This window comes from Gluconobacter sp. P5B12, from assembly GCF_018812035.1.
GTDB lineage: Bacteria > Pseudomonadota > Alphaproteobacteria > Acetobacterales > Acetobacteraceae > Gluconobacter.
Genome location: NZ_JACRVV010000011.1, coordinates 24,811 through 43,418, shown reverse-complemented (window position 1 = coordinate 43,418; position 18,608 = coordinate 24,811). Strand labels below are relative to the sequence as shown.

General features: G+C 56.9%; 18 protein-coding genes. 11 read left to right on the top strand and 7 right to left on the bottom strand.

The features are described from left to right. Positions 1-20 precede the first annotated feature (20 nt). From KP702_RS14775 to KP702_RS14755, 5 genes are read left to right on the top strand one after another with little or no spacing between them, the layout of a single operon-like run. The gene (locus tag KP702_RS14775) at positions 21-1,841 is read left to right on the top strand and encodes an ATP-binding protein (protein WP_202207655.1); all 1,821 of its coding nucleotides are present in this window, start codon (positions 21-23) and stop codon (positions 1,839-1,841) included. Next, positions 1,838-3,739, top strand: coding sequence for a response regulator (locus KP702_RS14770; RefSeq protein WP_202207654.1), 1,902 nt, complete (start codon positions 1,838-1,840; stop codon positions 3,737-3,739). Before KP702_RS14775 ends, KP702_RS14770 begins: the two co-directional genes overlap by 4 nt. Positions 3,740-3,794: 55 nt before the next feature. Continuing rightward, complete coding sequence (hslV, locus tag KP702_RS14765; protein WP_200898348.1) at positions 3,795-4,373, top strand: ATP-dependent protease subunit HslV; 579 nt, start codon at positions 3,795-3,797, stop codon at positions 4,371-4,373. A gap of 1 nt (position 4,374) precedes the next feature. Further along, a complete protein-coding gene (hslU, locus tag KP702_RS14760; protein ID WP_202207653.1) occupies positions 4,375-5,691 on the top strand; it encodes an ATP-dependent protease ATPase subunit HslU in 1,317 nt (438 codons plus the stop codon). Positions 5,692-5,705: 14 nt separating this feature from the next. Continuing rightward, complete coding sequence (locus KP702_RS14755) at positions 5,706-6,140, top strand: SufE family protein (protein ID WP_202207652.1); 435 nt, start codon at positions 5,706-5,708, stop codon at positions 6,138-6,140. Between the two features lie 63 nt (positions 6,141-6,203). Here the strand turns inward: KP702_RS14755 and KP702_RS14750 are convergent, their stop codons facing one another. The 3 genes from KP702_RS14750 to KP702_RS14740 form a co-directional block, all read right to left on the bottom strand. Continuing rightward, positions 6,204-6,413, bottom strand: a complete 210-nt coding sequence (locus tag KP702_RS14750) for a hypothetical protein (RefSeq protein ID WP_202207651.1) — start codon at positions 6,411-6,413, stop codon at positions 6,204-6,206. 86 nt (positions 6,414-6,499) lie between these two features. Next, positions 6,500-7,156, bottom strand: a complete 657-nt coding sequence (locus KP702_RS14745; protein WP_202207650.1) for an energy transducer TonB — start codon at positions 7,154-7,156, stop codon at positions 6,500-6,502. 132 nt (positions 7,157-7,288) lie between these two features. Further along, positions 7,289-9,715 carry a glucose/quinate/shikimate family membrane-bound PQQ-dependent dehydrogenase gene (locus KP702_RS14740; protein WP_215769302.1) on the bottom strand — a complete coding sequence of 809 codons (2,427 nt, stop codon included), beginning with the start codon at positions 9,713-9,715 and terminating at the stop codon, positions 7,289-7,291. Between the two features lie 304 nt (positions 9,716-10,019). Between KP702_RS14740 and rpmI the strand changes: the two genes are divergently transcribed. From rpmI to lpxB, 5 genes are all read left to right on the top strand, one after another. After that, the gene (gene rpmI / locus KP702_RS14735; RefSeq protein WP_046901279.1) at positions 10,020-10,220 is read left to right on the top strand and encodes a 50S ribosomal protein L35; all 201 of its coding nucleotides are present in this window, start codon (positions 10,020-10,022) and stop codon (positions 10,218-10,220) included. A gap of 15 nt (positions 10,221-10,235) precedes the next feature. Next, positions 10,236-10,595 (top strand): 50S ribosomal protein L20, encoded by a 360-nt coding sequence (gene rplT, locus KP702_RS14730; protein ID WP_007282845.1) that lies wholly within the window; start codon positions 10,236-10,238, stop codon positions 10,593-10,595. 101 nt (positions 10,596-10,696) lie between these two features. Continuing rightward, positions 10,697-11,767 carry a phenylalanine--tRNA ligase subunit alpha gene (gene pheS / locus KP702_RS14725; RefSeq protein WP_202207648.1) on the top strand — a complete coding sequence of 357 codons (1,071 nt, stop codon included), beginning with the start codon at positions 10,697-10,699 and terminating at the stop codon, positions 11,765-11,767. Position 11,768: 1 nt separating this feature from the next. Next, positions 11,769-14,237 carry a phenylalanine--tRNA ligase subunit beta gene (pheT, locus tag KP702_RS14720; protein ID WP_202207647.1) on the top strand — a complete coding sequence of 823 codons (2,469 nt, stop codon included), beginning with the start codon at positions 11,769-11,771 and terminating at the stop codon, positions 14,235-14,237. After that, positions 14,234-15,496: a lipid-A-disaccharide synthase gene (gene lpxB, locus KP702_RS14715; RefSeq protein ID WP_202207646.1), complete on the top strand. Its 1,263-nt coding sequence runs from the start codon at positions 14,234-14,236 to the stop codon at positions 15,494-15,496. The genes pheT and lpxB overlap by 4 nt, the downstream gene beginning before the upstream one ends. On the opposite strand, the gene trpS is transcribed toward lpxB, so the two are convergent. From trpS to KP702_RS14700, 3 genes are read right to left on the bottom strand one after another with little or no spacing between them, the layout of a single operon-like run. Continuing rightward, positions 15,486-16,475 carry a tryptophan--tRNA ligase gene (gene trpS, locus KP702_RS14710; RefSeq protein ID WP_202207645.1) on the bottom strand — a complete coding sequence of 330 codons (990 nt, stop codon included), beginning with the start codon at positions 16,473-16,475 and terminating at the stop codon, positions 15,486-15,488. The genes lpxB and trpS overlap by 11 nt on opposite strands. Before the next feature lie 38 nt (positions 16,476-16,513). Then, positions 16,514-16,963, bottom strand: coding sequence for a cytochrome c (locus KP702_RS14705; RefSeq protein WP_215769301.1), 450 nt, complete (start codon positions 16,961-16,963; stop codon positions 16,514-16,516). Next, complete coding sequence (locus tag KP702_RS14700) at positions 16,960-17,445, bottom strand: cytochrome c (RefSeq protein ID WP_086633022.1); 486 nt, start codon at positions 17,443-17,445, stop codon at positions 16,960-16,962. The genes KP702_RS14705 and KP702_RS14700 overlap by 4 nt, the downstream gene beginning before the upstream one ends. Positions 17,446-17,540: 95 nt before the next feature. On the opposite strand from KP702_RS14700, the gene KP702_RS14695 reads away from it, so the two are divergent. Beyond that, positions 17,541-18,083, top strand: a complete 543-nt coding sequence (locus KP702_RS14695) for a thymidine kinase (protein WP_202207643.1) — start codon at positions 17,541-17,543, stop codon at positions 18,081-18,083. Positions 18,084-18,119: 36 nt separating this feature from the next. Here KP702_RS14695 and KP702_RS14690 read toward each other — a convergent pair whose 3' ends face one another. Further along, on the bottom strand, positions 18,120-18,608 hold the full coding sequence (locus tag KP702_RS14690; RefSeq protein WP_086633024.1) for an FKBP-type peptidyl-prolyl cis-trans isomerase: 489 nt from the start codon (positions 18,606-18,608) through the stop codon (positions 18,120-18,122).

The following is an 18,608-nucleotide window of genomic DNA, read 5'->3' as shown; positions in this document are numbered from 1 at the left end:
GCAAACATTCCGTCATTCTCATGCTGCATTCTGATCTTAAAGCTCCGCTCGGAGCCACAGAGACCGCACGTGTTCTGCTCGTGGAGCCGGATGATGCTCATGCCCAGCGGATCTGGCGTGTTCTTCTAAAGGAAGGCTTCACCGTGACCTGTCTCGGCAGCGGTGAAGCTGCTTTGGGAACGGTTGAGGATCTGATGCCTGACCTTGTGGTCGTGTGCTCTGAGCTGCCCGGCATGACGGGTGGGCAGTTGGCGCGGCGTTTGCGGTTGGATGCCCTGACACGCACCATTCCGATCCTGATGCTGACGGAAGATGCTTTTCCCGGCGGTGAGCGAGAGGGGCTGGAAAGTGGGGCAGATGCCTATATTTCCAAATCCGCTCATCCTGACCTGCTGGTGTTGCGGATGCGCGCTTTGCTTCGGGAAGGACCGGAGCTTCTTCAGGTGGATGAAGCCTCTCGCTTTCGCCGGGCAAGAATTGTCATCGTCAATTCTCCCCGTGAAGAGGAGGAAGACGAAGAGATTACTGAAGATGCACCTGAGACAACGTTGGGTGAGCTGCTCTGGCGTGATGGGCATACGGTCACGTCTATCGAGCGTTCAGACGATCTGATTGATGGTGGATGGTTGCGCGGCGCAGATGGTCCTGACTGTTTGGTTCTGGAACTGGGGAGCGGAGATGAGGATCTCAAGTTTTGCCGTCTTCTGGATGCACGCCGTCAGGCTGTTCTGGAAGCCGGTGGAATTCCGTTCCGAACGCTTGGTATCGTGGAGGCCTCACGCTTCCGGAGGCAATCTTCCGGTGAATTCTTCGAGGCCGGCATTGACGATCTGGTTCCCAGCGACATTGCCATCGAAGCCCTCGCCATGCGGATCAGGACGCTTGCGCAAAGACGTATGGCGCAGGATGAGTTCCGGCAGCAGGAAATTGAGCGGCAGCAGAATGCGCTTACTTTAGAAGCGGCAAGGGCGAAGGCCGAAATGGCTGAAGCACTGGCGCAGGCCAATATGGAATTAGCGCGCACAAACGAACAGTTGATTCAGGCGCAGTCGAAACTCGTGCAGACTGCCAAGATGGCTTCGTTGGGTGAGCTGGTGGCGGGTATCGCTCATGAGATTAACAATCCGCTAGCCTTCACAATCGCCCATGCCGACACAGTGGAGCGGACGCTCAAGCGCCTTCAGGCGATGGGGAGTCCAGAGGATGGGGCGCCGCTCATGCAGAAGGGGATTTCACGTCTGGAATCCATGAAGCTCGGGTTGCAGCGGATTCAGAATCTCGTTTTGAGTCTCCGGCGATTTTCCCGGCTGGATGAAAGTTCATTCCAGACAGTCGATGTTCCCAGTGCACTTGAGACAGCATTGGCGTTGCTGGGACATAAGCTTGGTCCGGACATTAGAATTGAAAAGGATTTGCAGGCTCCGGCGCATTTGGTCTGTCAGCCTGCGTTTCTGAATCAGGTGGTTATGAATATTATTTCCAATGCAGCCGATGCATTGGCTGACATCTCGCCTGAGGGCGGCCCTGTGCAGGGGCGTATTGTGATCAAGTCCCGTCTTGAAAATGGCCGGTATGACATGACGATCAGCGATGATGGCCCGGGTTTGCCGATGGAACTGAGAAATAGGGTGTTCGATCCGTTCTTCACAACCAAGCCGGTTGGAACAGGCACGGGGTTGGGGCTTGCGATCGCTTATAGTGTGATGGAAGCCCATGATGGCATTATCGAAATTACAGATGCCCATTTGCCGGATGGCCGTGGAATAGGGGCGTGTTTCCGGCTCAGCCTTCCCGTCACAATGACGGAAGACGGGCCGGTGGCAACGGGACGTTCCGTATGAGTGTGTGGAGCGTGAAGGGGCCATTACGTCCCCGTATTTTGCTGGTGGATGACGAGGAAGAAATCCTTGTCGCCCTGGAAGATCTGCTGGAAGACCAGTACGAAATTCTTGCAACGACGGATCCGCTGCGAGCTCTGGAGCTTTTGCGGGCGCATCCGGATGTTGCCACCATTATCTCCGATCAGCGGATGCCTGGACTGACGGGGGATCAGCTTTTGATGCGGGCGCGCGAGTTTTCGGATGCGCGCAGTATTCTGCTGACGGGCTATGCGGATTTGGATGCCGTGGTGTCTGCCCTGAACCTTGGACAGGTGCAGGCTTACGTGCACAAACCCTGGGATTCGGATGCGCTTCGGTCTTTGGTCGGGGAAGTGACGCAGCATTGTATTGCCCAACGGGCGCTGCAGACGGAGCAGGCTCTGTTGCGGGGCTTGATGGATGCCCTTCCGATGGGTCTTGTTTTTTCTGATGCTCAGGGGCGCTGTATTCGGAGCAATGTGAAAGACGTTGTACAGGATTTTAACGACGAACTGATGCACTTCCCGGAAGTACTGCGTGATGATGTTCAGCAAATGCGCGAGAATGTCCGTAGTACGGGGCAGGAAGAGCGACTGGTTGCTGAAGTTCTGCCCGATCATGACGGAGGAAGCGTTCAGCGCTGGCACGAATTGAGCCGCCTTTCTCTGGCGTGGCCGCAGGGCGTTCCGACGGAAGACCGATGGCAGGTCAGCATGGATCGGGACGTTACGCAGCGAGTGCTGATGGAAAGCCGTCTGCGGCAGGCGGACAAGCTTCAGTCTCTTGGTACGTTGGCTGGGGGGATCGCGCACGATTTCAACAATCTGCTTGCTGCTATTTCCGGGTCTCTGGAACTGCTGGAAGACATGGTGGACCTGGATGAGACATCCAGTGCTCTGGTGAAGAACGCTATGGAATCTGCGCAGCGTGGTGCTGTGCTGACACGGCGGCTACTTCAGTTTGGACGTCCGCGTGAAGCGCGTCTGGCGCCGGTGGCGTTGCAGGATCTTCTGCCGGGGCTGGAAGCGCTTCTGGTTCAAAGTCTCAAGCGGCGAAGCGGTGAAAAAAGTGTGGCCTGTAAACTGTCTCTTGAGGAAATGCCTGTTGATTTCCCCGCGGTCTGGTCGGATCAGGATCAGCTTGAAATGGCGCTTCTGAACCTCTGTGTGAATGCTCGGGATGCCATGACGCAGGGTGGGACAGTGTCGGTGTCGGCGCGTGTAGTGGGGCAGAAATTCACGACGCTGCCTCCGGAATGTTGCCTGGATCGTGCGGTGGCCATTGATGTGGTCGATGAAGGTGAGGGCATGTCACCCGAGGTGATGAAACGGATTTTCGATCCATTTTTCACCACCAAGGATGTCGGGCGTGGAACAGGGCTGGGCCTTTCCAGTGTGTATGGGTTCCTGAGCCGGAGTTATGGCGAAATCGTTGTGGACAGCACGCCCGGCAAAGGGACGTGCATGACATTGCTGCTTCCGGTCGTCAGGAGCGATGTTGTGGCAGATCGGGCTGCGGAAGATGAGAAACCGCGTTCCCTGAAGGTATTGGTTGTCGATGATGAGGCGCCGGTTCGCATGGTGACGGAGGGTTTTCTTCGTCAGGACGGGCATGAGGTTGCTTCTGCATCTTCTCTGTCCGAGGCTCTGGCGCTGACAGATGAAAAGGGACCCTTCGATCTGGCGGTGATTGATATGCGCATGCCCGACCATGATGGACCGACCTGTGCAGCCATCCTGATGGAAAAAATGTCGCATCTCAAAGTGCTGTTCATCAGTGGCCACACAGATACCCAGTCTGAAAATGAGCCATTGCCCAAGCCCTTTACGCAGAAGGGACTACAGGATGCGATCAGGCGGCTGATGCAGGAGGCAATATAACCTGACAGGAGAGGTCCTCTTGTCAGGCGCTATATCCGCACCATCTTTTTGAGTGATGTCTTACCAAATCACTCCCCACGATCCGGTCGGCTGGCATGGCACGACCATTCTTTGTGTCCGTCGCGATGGCCGGGTGGCCATGGCGGGGGACGGCCAGGTCTCCCTCGGGCAGACCGTTATCAAGGGTAATGCTCGCAAGGTTCGGCGAATTGGCCCTCACAGCAATATCCTTGCGGGTTTTGCCGGTGCCACGGCTGACGCCTTTACCCTGCTGGAGCGACTTGAAGCGAAACTTGAGCGGTATCCAGGGCAGCTTGAGCGGGCCTGCGTCGAACTGGCGAAAGACTGGCGCACGGACCGCTATCTGCGGCGTCTGGAAGCCATGATGCTGGTGGCTGACGCAGACCGCTCTTTCACCCTGACCGGAAATGGCGATGTGCTGGAGCCGGAAGACGGCATTGTGGCCATTGGCTCCGGCGGAAATTACGCACTGTCTGCAGCGCGGGCATTGATGACGGTGGAGGGCCTGAGCGCCGAGGAAATCGCGCGTCGGTCCATGAAAATTGCCGGTGATATCTGCGTTTACACGAACTATTCCGTGACGCTGGAAACACTAGGCGGGGAGGCCTCCTGAGATGTCTGTTCCAAATTTTGCCCCCCACGAAATCGTATCCGAGCTTGATCGCTTTATTGTTGGTCAGTCCGACGCAAAACGTGCAGTTGCCATCGCGATGCGTAATCGCTGGCGCCGGTCCCAGCTTCCTGAAGGCTTGAAGGATGAGGTTGTTCCCAAAAACATTCTCATGATTGGCCCTACAGGTTGCGGCAAGACAGAAATCGCCCGTCGACTGGCCAAGCTGGCGCAGTCTCCGTTCCTGAAAGTGGAAGCGACCAAGTTTACGGAAGTTGGCTACGTCGGGCGGGACGTGGACAGTATTGTCCGGGATCTTGTCGAGGTCTCTCTGACCATGCTGCGGGATGGACGCCGCAAAGACGTGCAGGAGAAAGCTGAGGCCGCCGCCGAAACCCGGCTCGTTGATGCGCTGGTTGGAGAAGGCGCGACGGCCGACACCAAGGTGAAGTTTCGCCAGATGCTGCGAGATGGCGCTTTAGAAGACAAAGAAATTGAAATCCAGATTGCTCCTGATCCACAGCGCGGTAAGGAGAGCAGCGATATTCCAGGTCTCCAGCCCGGGCAGGTCATCAGTTTCAACGATATGATGAAGGGGTTCATGAACCGGATGCCTTCACGCAAGAAACTGAAGGTTTCGGTGGCCCGCGAGCAGTTAATCCGTGAGGAAGCGGACAAACTTCTGGATGATGAAGCCCTGACGCGCGAAGCCATAGAGCACACCCAGAACCATGGCATTGTGTTCCTGGATGAAATCGACAAGGTTTGTGCGACATCTGAGCATGGAACGCGCAGCGGAGATGTCTCTCGTGAAGGCGTGCAGCGTGACCTTCTTCCGCTGATTGAGGGGACGACCGTCAGCACGAAGTATGGCTCGGTGAAGACGGACCATATCCTGTTTATCGCGTCCGGAGCCTTTCACATTGCCAAGCCTTCAGATCTTCTGCCGGAATTGCAGGGGCGTCTGCCTATTCGTGTGGAGTTGGCTGGCCTGAGCAGAGACGATTTGAAGCGTATTCTGCTGGAGCCTGAGCATTCGCTTCTGAAGCAGTATGTGAGTCTGCTGGGTACAGAAGGTGTGACGCTGGAATTCGGTGACGATGCCGTGGATGCTTTGGCGGAACTGGCGGCTGATATTAACGAGCGGGTTGAAAACATTGGGGCCCGCCGTTTGGCAACAGTTCTGGAAAAGCTGCTGGAGGACGTCTCATTTACTGCATCTGACCGGAAAGGCGAGACCGTGAGGGTGACGGCAGAGGATGTTCGTGACAGGGTGGCGCCGCTTGCCCGCAAGGGTGATTTGAGCCGCTTTATCCTGTGACGGAGACGTTTTTTGTGAGAGATGCCTTTCTTGCCCCTCAGGAAGAGACGGCGACCGCTGCCATCGAGGAAATTGAAGCCGAACTGGCGATGTTCGACGACTGGATGGAGCGGTATCAGTATATTATTGAAATGGGCCGCAAACTTCCGGCTTTCCCTTCGGAATGGCAGGACGATGTCCACCGTGTTCCGGGGTGTCAAAGCCAGGTCTGGCTCGAAGCGGAAGACCGTGATGGTAAGCTCTTCTTTGCTGGCGCTTCAGATGCGGCCATTGTTCAGGGATTGGTAGCCCTTTTGCTAAGGGTGTATTCAGGGCGGAGCCGTGAAGAGGTCCTTCAGACGAGCCCGGTCTTTTTGCATAATATGGGGCTGGTCAAAGCACTGTCCACGAACCGTGGAAATGGCGTTGAGGCAATGGCTCAGGCCATCCTCAAGCGTGCTGCTGCCTAACGATCTCAGTCTTTCAAAAAAGCCCCTGCCAGCGTCTGCTGACAGGGGCTTTTTTGTTTGAGCTTAGTGAGCAGGCTGAGCAACTTGCGGAGCTGTTACGTCACATTTGGTGAACTTGCCTTTGGCATCCCGGCAGGCCTTCGGCTTCTTTGGTGCTTCACACTTTGTGAATTTGCCTTTGGCGTCCCGGCAGGGCTGAGATTTGGCATGTGCGAACTGGCCGCCGAAAGCGATGGTAGCGAAGGCAAGAAGAGCAAATTTGCGAAGGGTCATGAATAGCCTCTGTGCAGTTTTTTGCCCTGAACCGACAGGGCTTTCGATGCTGATTATGGAATGGACCAGCGTGCAGACACAAGATTTCAGCGGAACCCGTCGTTCCGGTCTTTCGCGTCTGACTCCCAGTTTATGTTGCCATGATAGGGGGCTGAGATGGGTTGCCCGTCTTTCATAGCCGGAAGGTATCTGGCCAGCGTGAAATAAGCGAGCGCTGCCCGTCGTAAAATTTCGGGCCCCGGGCTGGCGATGCAGTCATGCGCGATGCCTGCAGTATCAACCTGACAGGTGACGGCTACTCTTCCTGTAATATTTCTGTCGTTCGCAAAGTCTGGATAGTAGGGGCGTGGAGTGTGCTGATGATCCACGACGGGGACGGTTGCTGTTCCCTGGGCCTGGAAGGGAATGGTCTTTTCCCAGCGGCCTTCAACGGGTTTGCTGTCCTGGTATGCCGGAAGAAACTTGGATGAATAGGCATAGGCTTCTGCTGCAAGTGCGAAATCCGGTGCGCTCGCTGAAGTTTCACAGCTTTGAGGCTGACCGTCCTTTGTGATGACGCAGACAATATGTGCCGATCCCGAATGCCGCAGTTCAAGTTCAGCCGGCGGATAGATGAGACGTCCGTGATGGCTCGGATCCAGCACCGCCGTTACGGAAACAGTATCATCGCTGTGGGCTGGAGACGGAACGACGGCGATGAGCCCAAAGATGGCCAGAGCCATTCCAGATCGAGAAAAATGCATGACGCCCTTACTTTATGGAATATATTTCATAACGTAACGAGAACTTAGAAAGCTTTTGCCGGGACTTGAAGACAAAAAAAGGGGCACCCGAAGGTACCCCTTTTTCTCGATAACCAATGGCTTACTCAATGATCACTTCTGATCAGCGAGGCTGTAAGCAATCAGATCGTCGCCCATAACGGTCGGGAAGGAGTTGTGGCCACCAGCATAAGTGACAACGAACTGCTTTCCATTGACCGCATAGGTCATTGGCGTGGCTTGCGCGCCAGCTGGGAGGCGATCCTGCCACAGGGTCTTGCCTGTCGTCAGGTCGTAGGCGCGGATGTAGTAGTCCATCGTGCCTGTCAGGAAGCCAACGTTGCCAGCCGTGGAGAGCGGGCCGCCGAGGCTCGGGACGCCGATCTTGATCGGAGGCAGCGGAATGGGCAGGGAGCTGCCGTGCATGGAGTCACGGAGCGTACCGTTACGATGCTGCCAGACCACCTTGTTGGTGCGCAGATCGATACCGGCCACATAACCCCAAGGCGGTGTACGGCAAGGCATCTTGATGCCAAGCGGCAGCAGGACCGGGTCCATGAACGGATGCAGATCAACAGCATAGGGGATGCCGTAGTTCGGCTGCAGACCAGTTTCGCCACCAGAGCCCTTTGCGTTCGGTTCCGGCCATAGCGGGTTACCCGGACCACGGGGCACCAGACGGGAAACGAACGGCAGCGAGATAGGGTTGGCAAAAGCCACCTGACGCTGCGGATCGACAGCCAGACCACCCCATTCGAACATGCCGAGGTCGCCCGGGAAGATCAGAGATCCCTGGAGTGACGGCGGCGTGAACGGACCTTCATAGCGAAGGGAGTGGAAGTAAATGCTGCAGAACATCTGGTCGAAGATCGTGCCACCCCAGATATCGGAATCGGAGAGGGGGGCCTTCGGACGTAGGCTCAGCTGAGACATCGGCTGCGTTGGGCTGGTGTGATCGCCCGGTGCGGCGCCACCAGGAACAGGTGTTTCCGGAGCCGGGACGACTTCCTTGCCCGTACGACGGTCAAGAACGAAAATGTCGCCAGTCTTTGTCGGAACGTAGATGGACGGAACAATCGTGCCGTCTTTCGACGTGATGTCTACGAGGCTCGGCTGGGACGGGGCGTCCATGTCCCACAGGTCATGGTGAACGGTCTGGTAATACCAGGCCAGCTTACCCGTCTCTGCGTTCAGCGCGACGATACCCGGAGCAAAGCGCTCGGATTCCTTGGTGCGGTAACCGCCCCACTGATCCGGCGTACCTACGCCCATTGGGATGTAAACGAGGTTCAGGTTCTTGTCGTAGGACGACACGATCCAGGAGTTTGGAGAGTTCGGATGGAAGACCGGATGATCCGGGTCTGGCATCTGGTTCGGGTCAGGGTTGGATGCGTCAAACACCCACACGCGCTTGCCGGTATAAACGTCAAATGCCTGCGTTGCGCCCGATGCCTGCTTGATGGAGCCGTTATCGGTGATGGCGCTGTTGGCAATGATCAGCTTGTCGGTGATGACCGGCGGAGACGTCGGTTCATACATGCCCGGCGTGGTGTAAGGCTGGTTCGGCAGGCGCAGATCCAGTTCGCCATCGTTGCCGAAGCCAGAGCACTTCTGCCCGGTTTCTGCATCGACTTCGACAAGGCGGCCATCGTTGACCGGCAGAACGATACGCTTGGCGCAATCGGTCGGAGCAGGGTTGCCATCGCTGTCCGTGGCATCGGCTGGCGTCTGGTGGAAGCTCACACCACGGCACGTCAGATGCTGGAAGCCAGGGTTGATCTGCAGGCGTGGATCGAACGTCCATTTGACGTGACCCGTTGCGGCATCAACGGCCCAGAGCTTCTGGTGCAGCGAGCACAGATACAGCGTGTTGTCGAATTCAATCGGCGTGACTTCGTTGGTTGCTTCGCCTGGATCGTTCGGTCCCATCAGATCCTTGGTGTGGATGTGCCATGCCACCTTGAGGTTCTGAACGTTGGACGAGTTGATCTGCTTCAGCGGAGACCAGCGATCGCCAGCCTGCGTGCGGCCATAGGCGTGCCACTCGCTATCTGGAACGTTATCTGCGTCAACCGGTGCTGCGTTGGTCAGCTCTGTTGGCAGGTTGCCGCTGATGTCGTGCGGGTCTGTGAAAAGACCGGCAGCAAGAACCAGTACGGCGAGACCGACGGAGCCTGCCAGGGGAAGGACAGATGCGCGTGTGCCACCGATCTGACGGGACACGAACGGGATCAGCAGCCAGATGCCAAGAATGATCACGATGTCGGAGCGGGGAACCAGTGCCCAGAGGTCGAGACCGACCACGGAGAGTTCCCATACGACCGTCGCGAACACTACAGCAGCAAAGAGCCACAGGGCAGCCGGGTTACGGCGCCATGCGAGGAAGGCGGTCGCAAGAAGTGCGATGCCGAGAAGGAGATAATACAGAGGGCCGCCGAGGGAAGCGGCCCATGCGCCTCCCACGGTGAGGATCGCGCCGCAAAGCGCGAAGACCGCGGCCGTGATCAGGGCCCAGAGCCCTGGCCGGGATGATGTGCTCATGATGTTCCTAGAGCTGTTATTTGGTGCAGCACTTGACCTTCGGACAAACACATAGAAGCGCTTTAAGAATCAAGATGTCAGATGGTTCATGTTGCTCACGTCACTGTGAGTGAGATCACAGTGACGTGACTTGAACAAAGAGGCGTCTTTTGCTTGCGCGCTAAAGAAAATAAAGTCCTTGGCGGAATCAGTTCGATGGGATAAGGCAGCCGCTCCGTGTACGCGTCCGGGCCATAAGTGGCATGCCCGGCCGTGCAGAGTCCCGCTTCGGTGGGACCAATCGTTTACGGCGAGGGAGACCGAAATGCCCAAGATGAAGACGAAGTCGTCGGTCAAGAAGCGGTTCAAGATCACCGCGACCGGCAAGGTAATGTGCGGCCCAGGCAACAAGCGTCACGGCCTTATCAACCGCCCGCAGAAGATGAAGCGCACCAACCGTGGTCCTCAGACCATGACGGATATGGACGCAAAGACCATCAAGCAGTGGGCGCCCTACGGGCTCTAAGGGAGATTAAGGTACATGGCACGTGTTAAGCGGGGCGTAACGACGCACGCCCGTCACAAGAAAGTTCTCGATCTCGCCAAGGGTTACCGCGGCCGTTCGTCTACGAACTACCGTATTGCTCTCGAGCGCGTTGAGAAGGCGCTGCGCTATGCGTATCGCGACCGTCGCAACAAGAAGCGTGATTTCCGCGCTCTGTGGATCCAGCGTATCAACGCTGCTGTCCGTGAGCACGGTCTGACGTACAGCAAGTTCATCAATGGCCTGGACAAGGCTGGCATCGAGATCGACCGTAAGGTTCTTGCTGCCATTGCTTTCGACGACGCAGCTGCTTTCGCAGAAATCGTCAAGAAGGCACAGGCCGCTCTCGCAGCCTGAGCTATTCAGACCTGATCCCCACGTGTGGGGGCTGGTGACTGGCGGGCCGTCCTGTTATCAGGGCGGCCCGTTTTGTATTTGTACTGTAAGCGATGGGCGGTATGGCTGACGATCTCGACACGCTGAAGAATGAAACTCTTGCTGCGCTGGGCGCTGCTCAGGACCGCGCGCAATGGGATGCCGTTCGCGTTGGAACGCTGGGCAAGTCTGGCGCTCTCACCGGGCTGCTCAAACAGCTTGGCAAACTCGACCCCGAAGAGCGCAAACTGCGCGGACAGGCTTTAAACCGCCTGCGGGACGAATTGACCAAGGTGATCGAAGATCGCGGTCGGGAGATTGAAGAGGAAGCGCTTCAAGCACGCCTGAAAGCCGAACGGGTGGACATCACGATGCCTGCCCCTTCTGTGGTGACAGGTGCCATTCATCCGATCAGCCGCACCATTGAAGAAATGACAGCCATCTTTGGCGCCATGGGTTTTTCCGTCGCGGAAGGGCCTGATGTCGAAAGCCAATGGCATAATTTCTCGGCACTCAATACGCCGGATCACCATCCGGCACGGACCGAGCACGATACTTTTTATCTTCCGCCCAAATCAGGCAGCAATGAACCGCGTGTTCTCCGGACCCAGACGTCTGGCGTTCAGATCCGGACCATGATTGGTCAGAAGCCACCCATCCGCATCATTGCTCCCGGCCGCACGTATCGTGCCGATCATGACGCAACCCATTCGCCGATGTTCCATCAGTGCGAAGGTCTGGTCATTGATCGCAATATTACTCTTGGGCACCTCAAGGGCTGCCTGATCGAGTTCCTGCGCGTCTACTTCGACAAGCCTAATCTGCCGGTGCGTTTCCGTGCATCTTATTTCCCATTTACTGAGCCTTCCATGGAAGTGGATATCGGTTGGTCCAAGGCGACAGGCGAGATTGGCGGAGGGTCCGATTGGCTGGAAGTTCTGGGGTCCGGCATGGTGCACCCGCGCGTGCTGGCCAATTGTGGGCTTGATCCGGCGGAGTGGCAGGGCTTTGCGTTTGGCATGGGCGTTGAGCGTCTGGCCATGCTCAAGAATGGTATTCCGGATCTGCGGTCGTTCTATGAGAGTGACCTGCGCTGGCTGCGTCACTACGGATTTTCCGCTTTCTCTCCCGCCACGCTGACGGAGGGCGTGTGACATGAAGTTCTCTCTCTCCTGGCTGCGTGAACATCTTGATTTTACAGCGTCTTGCGAAGAGATCTGTGCCCGTCTGAACGGCATCGGTCTTGAAGTTGAGAGCGTTGAAAACCCCGCCGAGAAGCTGGCAGGTTTTAGAACGGCCAAAATTCTGGAAGCACATCGCCATCCGGATGCGGACCGTCTTCAACTTTGCCGCGTCGCTGCTGGTGCGGGTTATGAAGATTTGCAGGTCGTATGCGGTGCACCGAATGCACGTACTGGCCTCCATGTGATTTTTGCGCCTCCGGGGACGTATGTTCCGGGGCTGGATATCACCATCAAGAAGGGCAAAATCCGCGGTGAGGAAAGCGGAGGTATGCTGTGTTCCCTGCGTGAGCTGGGTCTTGGTGAGGAGAGCAACGGTATTGCCGAACTGCCAGAAACGGCTCCGATCGGTGAGGCTTATGCGACTTACGCCGAGCTTGATGACCCGGTCATTGAAATCGCGATTACACCGAACCGTGGCGATGCGCTGAGCATTCGCGGTATTGCGCGTGATCTGGCTGCAGCTGGCATTGGTCATCTCAAGCCATGGCTGACGGAAGCTCTTGAGGGTGATTTCGAATCACCGATCTCGTGGAAGTCCGAAAATCCTGACTGCCCGTACGTGGTAGGCCGTGTCATTCGTGGCGTGAAGAATGGTCCAAGCCCGAGTTGGCTGCAGCGCCGTCTTCAGGCGGTTGGCGTGAAGCCGATTTCGGCTCTGGTGGATGTCACGAACTACCTCACATATGATCTCGGTCGGCCTCTGCATGTCTTTGATGTTGCGAAACTTTCTGGCAGCACCCTGACCGTGACCCACGCGGCACGTGAGACTTTCACGGCGCTGGATGGCAATGAGTACGTCCTGGGGACGGACGATATGGTGATCGTCGATGATGCTGGTGTGCAGTCGCTTGCGGGCATCATGGGTGGTCAGCAGAGCGGTGTGGATGAGAACACGACAGACGTGTTTGTTGAATCCGCGTTGTTCGATGCTGTTCGGATTGCTCTGACTGGCCGCCGTCTCGCCATTCATACGGATGCCCGTCAGCGTTTCGAGCGCGGCATTGATCCTGCGCTGGTTCGTAGCGGGCTCGAAGCGGCCACAGCAATGATCCGTGACCTGTGTGGTGGTCAGCCGAGCGAAATCACGGAAGCTGGCGAACTCCCCAATTGGAAACGTACGGCTACGCTGCGTTTTGAGCGTCTGGCAACGTTGGGTGGCGTCACTATTCCTGCGGATGAGGCGGTGCGGTCTCTGGAGCATCTCGGCTTCGAGGTCGTTGAGCGGAATGACGAGGAGGCAACTTTCGCCGTTCCTTCCTGGAGGAATGACGTTGCGTCCGGTCAGGTTCTGGCTCAGGCCGTCACACTTGATGAGGACGTTGCCGCAAAGGCAGCAGCGAATGTTCCGCGCATGGAAGCAGAATGTGACCTCATAGAGGAAGTGCTGCGTCTTTATGGGCTGGATGCTGTGCCGGCTGTGCCACTCCCTCAGTTGGCCATGGTCGCGGCTCCGGCAGTCACGCCTCTTCAGGCGCGTGCAGCGCTAATGCGCCGTATCTGTGCAGCACGTGGGATGATGGAAACGGTTGGTTTCTCCTTCGTTGCTCATGAAGACGCAGTTCTGTTTGGTGATGTGCCCGAAACGCAGCGTTTGCTGAACCCGATCGCCATGGATCTGGATCAGTTGCGCCCGACGCCGCTTGTCAATCTGGCGCGTGCACTCGGCCGTAATCTGGCGCGTGGTCTGGGGCTTTCTGGCGAAGGTGCATTGTTTGAAATCGGTCCATGTTTTGATTTCGAAGGTCAGCACCTGCGTGTTGCTGGCTTGCGAGGCGGATTGACGGCTCGTGAACCCGGTCAGGCTGCGCAGGAAGCAACGCTCTGGGACGCCAAGGCGGATCTGACGGCCGCGTTGACCGCGCTTGGTGTTCCGGAAGCTTCTTTGTCTGTCACGGCAGATGCTCCGGGCTTTTATCATCCGGGTCGGTCAGGTCAGGTACGGCAGGGTCCTAAGCTGGTTCTGGGTAGCTTTGGTGAACTGCATCCTCGCACGGCACGCGCGCTTGGTCTGACTGGGACTGTCGTGGCGTTCGAGCTGTATCTGGATCGTATCCCTCAGCCTAAGGCTAAAAAGAAGACCCCTCCTGCGCTCTCAGCGCTACAGCCAGTGCGTCGTGACTTCGCGTTCCTTGCTGGGCCGGATGTTGAAGCACAGGCTGTTCTCAAGGCCGTTCGTATGGCCGACCGGAACCTGATTCAGGATGTTCGCCTCTTTGACGTCTTTGAAGGTGGTAGCCTGCCGGAAGGGCATCGTTCTCTCGGTGTTGAGGTTGTCCTGCAGCCACAGACCGAAAGTCTGACGGATGTCGGCCTTGAAGCGCTTTCCAAATCGGTGGAAGCTGCGGTTCTCAAGGCAACAGGAGCTACGTTGCGCCGATGAACTCTCTTCCAGAATCCGAACTGGCGCATCAGCCGGGCAATAGGGCCTTTCAGCCGGGGGCTCCCACGCCTCAGCATGGGCGCGTGATTTGGATTCTGGCAGGGGAAGCCAGCGGAGACGTGATTGGTGCACGTCTCATGCTGGCGCTTCATGCGCAGGACCCGACGCTGGTGTTTGCCGGAGTCGGGGGTGGCCGCATGGAAGCCCTTGGGCTGCATAGCCTGTTCCCGATGAGTGATCTGGCTGTCATGGGGCTTGTGGAAGTCTTGCCGAGGGTCAGACATTTGCGGCAGCGGCTTCTGGAAGCTGTTCAGGATATTGAGCTTCGTAAGCCTGATTTGGTTGTCACAATAGACAGCCCGGGTTTTGCACTTCGACTTCTTCAGAAAATTGAAAATTCCGGCTTCAAGCGCGTTCATTACGTTGCACCGCAGGTCTGGGCCTGGCGCGAAAATCGCGTCAAGGAATTCCCTGGGCTGTGGGATCGGTTACTCTGCCTTTTACCGTTTGAGCCGGAATGGTTTGCGCAGAGAGGACTGGAAGCGCGGTTCGTCGGTCATCCAGTGTTGCAGTCGGGTGTAAGACAGGGAAACGCTGCACGCTTTCGGACGCGGCATAATATTCCTGAAACGGCACCCGTCCTGATTTTGATGCCAGGAAGCCGACGCTCTGAAGTTCCGAAGCTGTTGCCAGTTTTTCGCAAGATGCTGGACATTGTGCGCAAGACGCATCCGGACATCTGCCCGGTGATACCGGTTGCTCCAGTCATTGCGCCGACCGTGCGCAACCTTATTCGTAAATGGCCCGTACAGCCGCATATCGTGACTGATATTCATGATAAACACGATGCGTTTGCAGCGGCTCAGTGCGCTCTGACAAAGTCGGGGACGTCCACGCTTGAGCTTGCCATGGGCAATGTGCCGATGGTGGTGACGTATCGGGTGAATCCGCTAACGGCGATGATGGCGCGTCGGATGATCAAGGTGCCATACGTGGCCATGGTCAATCTGCTGGCAGGACGTGAAGTCGTGCCGGAAATGTTGCAGGAGAACTGCACGCCTGAAAAGCTGGCGGATATGGTCTCAAAGCTGCTTGATGATCCGGCAGCGGCAAAGAAGCAGCAGATGGCATTTGAAGAGGTGCTGGAAAAGCTCTCTCCTGCTGTGGGTACGCCTGCGGATGCAGCGGCTGCGGAAATTATGGATCTTCTGGACGAGCCGGTGTCCCGCTCGTCCAAGAAGAAAAAAATCAGCGAATAAAACCGACCAAGCGTTCTGCTTCCTGCACGATTGGCTCGGAAATTTCACGGGCCCGGTCGGCGCCAGCGCGCAGGACGGAGATAATGTGATCTTCGTTCTGCATCAGGCGGGCTGTCTCGGTGGCAACTGGCCCAAGTTTTTCCACGAGCAGATCGGCCAGAGCGTTTTTGAACGGGCCAAAGCCCTGTCCACCGAAACGCGCCAGAACGTCAGACATCGTCTCGTCTGACATGGCCGCGTAAATAGCTACCAGATTGCGGGCTTCTGCACGGTCTCCCAGCCCCTCAACGTCGCTTGGTAGCGCGTCGGAATCTGTCTTGGCGCGGCGAATCTTCAGAGCGATTTCGTCCGGGGTGTCTGTCAGGACAATGCGGCTCTGCTCGGAGGGGTCCGACTTGGACATTTTCTTCGTACCGTCGCGCAGGCTCATCACGCGGGCTGCCGCTGGAGGAATAAAGGCCTCGATCTGCGGAAAGAACTCCGTATCCATATCATGGTTGAACTTCTGGGCGATGTCATTGGCCAACTCAATATGCTGCTTCTGATCGTCACCGACGGGGACGCGGGTCGCGTGGAACGCCAGAATGTCTGCGGCCATGAGGTTGGGATAGACATAGAGGCCCGCTGAGTGGTTCTCGCGGTTCTTGCCAGCCTTGTCTTTGAACTGTGTCATCCGGTTCAACCAGCCGAGGCGGGAAACACAATTGAAAATCCATCCCAGTCGCGCATGAGCGCTGACGGCGGATTGGTTGTAGAGGCGTGTCGGTTCAATGCCGGTTGCCAGAAGGCAGGCTGCTGAACCCAGCGTCTGACGACGCAGGTCTTCCGGATTCCAGGGCATCGTGATCGAGTGCATGTCCACGAGGCAGAAGACACAATCATGGTCTGCCTGCATGGCCGCCCAGTTGCGGAGTGCACCCAGGTAGTTACCCAGATGAGGAATGCCAGTTGGCTGAATGCCGGAAAATACACGCTGCATGATGGATCTGTCTTCAGCTTTGGGGAAAGGTCATGCTCTCAGGGAAGCGGCTGCTTCTGCTCCAGGAGCTGGCGTTCTTGGTAACTCGCTGCCGGATCACCCTGCTGTGCACGTGCACTGGCGACCTCGGCTGGCGTAATGGTGGGGGAAGGCTTGATATTGCCGCGTGCAATCAGCCAGTTCAGAGTATCAGAAATCTGCTGGTCCGTGAGGCGATCACGATATGCGGGCATGGAATAGTTATAGCGATAGCCCTGCGTGGTGAAACCGCCGCGAAGGCCGTTCAGAAGAACATTTGCGAGATAGTGGCGACCTTCAGGTGTTTGGGCGATGAAATCCACACGCCCCACCAGGGGTGGTGTCTCACCCGGCATTCCACTTCCGCCATGGTGGCAGATACCGCAGTTGGGTCCATAAACGGCTTGGCCAGCCGGTTTCTTCCCGCAGCAGGCAAGTGGGAGACAACCAAGAAAAGCGATCCGTTTCATGGGAGAGGGGACTGCTGTTCCAGTTTCTGGCGTTCAAGCAGCACTTCCTGAGGTGACAGCGGATGTTTGCGCTCTTCAGCGATCTCAGCAGCCGTGAATGTTGGGCCCCCTGCGGCCATTTCTTTTCCTCCAACAAATGTCAGGATCCGTGCAATTTCATCATCCGAAAGGCGATGGAATGATGGCATGGAACTGTTGTAAGGAGCGCCACCCGCTGTGATCGGTCCGTCAAGACCGTTCAGCAGCACGTGGATAATGTAGCGATGGCCTTCCGGAGTCAGGGCAATATGCCCAACCCGACCGAAGATTGGAGCAACGGCTCGCACCTGCCCATGGCCACCATGATGGCAGATACTGCACTCGTTCGAATATTCTCGAGGTGCCTGTTCACGATTTTCCCAGGCATGGCCAACCACAAAGACAATTGCCATGAAAATGGCAATAAACAGGGGAAGCCGGATTGCTGGGTCTAATCTGATCACAGAAGGTTTGTCGCATTTTCATGGTGCGTTCAGCAAGGGTGGCTCTTGGCAAAACCGTCCCGATAGGGCTCATGGGCGCATCAGAAGGAGAAAGCATGAGCGGCAAGGGACGTCTGGTACTGTATGTGGGGCCAATGTTTGCAGGAAAATCCTCGCATCTAATCAAGGCTGCGTCTGCGCATGAACGCGTTCTGGCACTGAAGCCGGGATTCGATACGCGTGACGGTGCAGAACTGGTCAGTCGGGATGGCTCACATTTCGCAGCGCGTTCCGTGCGGCGCTGGCCGTCTCATTCCGAGAACTATTCACACATTGTTCTGGATGAAGTGCAGTTTATGGTCTCACCTCATTACGAGGGAGATATCGTTTCAGAGTTGCAGTCTGCTCGATTGCGCGGAGCAACTGTCACTGTTGGTGGCCTGGATAGCGATTATCGTCAGGAGCCGTTTGAAATTGTATCGAGGCTCATGCAGTTCGCCGATGAAATTATTCACCTGGAAGCTCGGTGCCATGTCTGCAATCAGCCGGCCCAGTGGACTGCCAAGACACATGAAACTGGGCATCTTCTCGAAACGGGAGATCAGGAGCTGTATGAGGCGCGGTGCAATGAGCATTGGTGCCTGCCAGAGGGGCCTTGAGGCCTCTCTGACAGGGCTTAAATGAAGCAGCAGGACTTACTGCTGTCCGTTATTGACGCCCAGAAGCTGGAGCTTGAAGATGAGTGGGCTGTTGGGCGGAATGATGCCCATGGAGCGCTTCCCGTAGCCTAGCTTGGCTGGAAGATAGAGCATCCATTCATCGCCAACGTGCATCATTGGTAGAGCTTCGAGCCAGCCATCAACCAGGCCATCCAGCGGCATTTCCATATAGGCACCGCTGCCATGCTGATCAGAGCTGTCAAAAATTCCGCCGTCTGGCAGGCGTCCTTCATAGATCACCATGATGGTGGAGCCACGATGCGGACTTTCACCATCTTTGGGGCCGGACTTCAAAACCTTGTAGCTCAGTCCGTCCGGGAGGGTTTTGACACCCGGTTCCGCCTGGACTTTCGCCATGAACTGTTCGGGCGTCAGTTCTGGCGCGTCTTCCTTGTGTCCGGCGCATCCTGCAAGGAGTGCGCCGCAAAGGGTCAAGGCTGATGTAAGGCGAAACAGGCTGGTCAT